Raw genomic sequence first — 2556 nt, forward strand, 5'->3', positions numbered from 1 at the left:
TAAACCACTTTGGCGTTGTATGGTTAAGCCTCACGGGTAATTAGTACAGGTTAGCTTAATGGCTCACACCACTTCCACATCCTGCCTATCAACGTTGTAGTCTTCAACGGCCCTTCAGTTAACTCAAGTTAAAGTGAGAACTCATCTCGAGGCTCGCTTCCCGCTTAGATGCTTTCAGCGGTTATCGATTCCGAACGTAGCTACCGGGCAATGCAATTGGCATCACAACCCGAACACCAGCGGTTCGTCCACTCCGGTCCTCTCGTACTAGGAGCAGCCCCTCTCAATTCTCAAACGCCCACGGCAGATAGGGACCGAACTGTCTCACGACGTTCTAAACCCAGCTCGCGTACCACTTTAAATGGCGAACAGCCATACCCTTGGGACCGACTTCAGCCCCAGGATGTGATGAGCCGACATCGAGGTGCCAAACACCGCCGTCGATATGAACTCTTGGGCGGTATCAGCCTGTTATCCCCGGAGTACCTTTTATCCGTTGAGCGATGGCCCTTCCATTCAGAACCACCGGATCACTATGACCTACTTTCGTACCTGCTCGACGTGTCTGTCTCGCAGTTAAGCTTGCTTCTACCATTACACTAACCGTACGATGTCCGACCGTACTTAGCAAACCTTCGTGCTCCTCCGTTACTCTTTGGGAGGAGACCGCCCCAGTCAAACTACCCACCAGGCACTGTCCACAACCCCGATTCAGGGGCCTATGTTAGAACATCAACACTACAAGGGTGGTATTTCAAGGACGGCTCCACACAATCTAGCGACTGTGTTTCAAAGCCTCCCACCTATCCTACACATGTAGGGTCAATGTTCAGTGCCAAGCTGTAGTAAAGGTTCACGGGGTCTTTCCGTCTAGCCGCGGGTACACAGCATCTTCACTGCGATTTCAATTTCACTGAGTCTCGGGTGGAGACAGCGTGGCCATGGTTACACCATTCGTGCAGGTCGGAACTTACCCGACAAGGAATTTCGCTACCTTAGGACCGTTATAGTTACGGCCGCCGTTTACCGGGGCTTCGATCAAGAGCTTCGCCGAAGCTAACCCCATCAATTAACCTTCCGGCACCGGGCAGGTGTCACACCCTATACGTCATCTTTCGATTTTGCAGAGTGCTGTGTTTTTAATAAACAGTCCCAGCCACCTAGTCACTGCGACTCTCGTCCGCTTAGAGAGCAAGTCTCATCACAGATAAGAGCGTACCTTCTCCCGAAGTTACGGTACAATTTTGCCTAGTTCCTTCACCCGAGTTCTCTCAAGCGCCTTAGTATTCTCTACCTGACCACCTGTGTCGGTTTGGGGTACGATTCGAAATAATCTGAAGCTTAGAGGCTTTTCCTGGAAGTATGGCATCAACAACTTCACATCCGTAGATGCTCGTCTCGTATCTCAGCCTTAAAGAAACCCGGATTTACCTAAGTTTCAAGCCTACATACTTTCACATGGACAACCAACGCCATGCTTGTTTAGCCTGCTCCGTCCCCCCATCGCAATTATTCCAAGTACGGGAATATTAACCCGTTTCCCATCGACTACGCCTTTCGGCCTCGCCTTAGGGGTCGACTCACCCTACCCTGATTAGCATGGGATAGGAACCCTTGGTCTTCCGGCGTGCGGGTTTTTCACCCGCATTATCGTTACTCATGTCAGCATTCGCACTTCTGATACCTCCAGCATACCTCCCGGTACACCTTCAACAGCTTACAGAACGCTCCCCTACCCCGCGAATAAATTCGCAGCCGCAGCTTCGGTGGTATGTTTAGCCCCGTTACATCTTCCGCGCAGACCGACTCGACCAGTGAGCTATTACGCTTTCTTTAAAGGATGGCTGCTTCTAAGCCAACCTCCTGGCTGTCTGGGCCTTTCCACATCGTTTCCCACTTAACATACACTTTGGGACCTTAGCTGGCGGTCTGGGTTGTTTCCCTCTCCACGACGGACGTTAGCACCCGCCGTGTGTCTCCCGGATATTACTTATTGGTATTCGGAGTTTGCAAAGGGTTGGTAAGTCGGGATGACCCCCTAGCCTTAACAGTGCTCTACCCCCAATAGTATTCGTCCGAGGCTCTACCTAAATAGATTTCGGGGAGAACCAGCTATCTCCCGGTTTGATTAGCCTTTCACTCCTAGCCACAGGTCATCCGCTAGCTTTTCAACGATAGTCGGTTCGGTCCTCCAGTCAGTGTTACCTGACCTTCAACCTGCCCATGGCTAGATCACCGGGTTTCGGGTCTATACCCAGCAACTAAACGCGCAGTTAACGCTCGCTTTCACTACGGCTCCCCTAAATGGTTAACCTCGCTACTGAATATAAGTCGCTGACCCATTATACAAAAGGTACGCAGTCACAGAACGAATCTGCTCCTACTGCTTGTACGTATACGGTTTCAGGTTCTATTTCACTCCCCTCACAGGGGTTCTTTTCGCCTTTCCCTCACGGTACTGGTTCACTATCGGTCAGTTGGGAGTATTTAGCCTTGGAGGATGGTCCCCCCATATTCAGTCAAAGTTTCACGTGCTCCGACCTACTCGATTTCACT

The 2556-nt window shown here is 51.0% G+C and carries 1 rRNA gene; it reads right to left on the reverse strand.

Features of this window, described 5'->3' with window-relative positions:
* Window positions 1-19: 19 nt before the first annotated feature.
* Window positions 20-2556: ribosomal RNA gene (locus tag AN214_RS21595) — 23S ribosomal RNA — on the reverse strand; the annotation flags it as partial.

The sequence above is a fragment of the Pseudoalteromonas sp. P1-9 genome (assembly GCF_001399975.1).
Classification (GTDB): domain Bacteria; phylum Pseudomonadota; class Gammaproteobacteria; order Enterobacterales; family Alteromonadaceae; genus Pseudoalteromonas.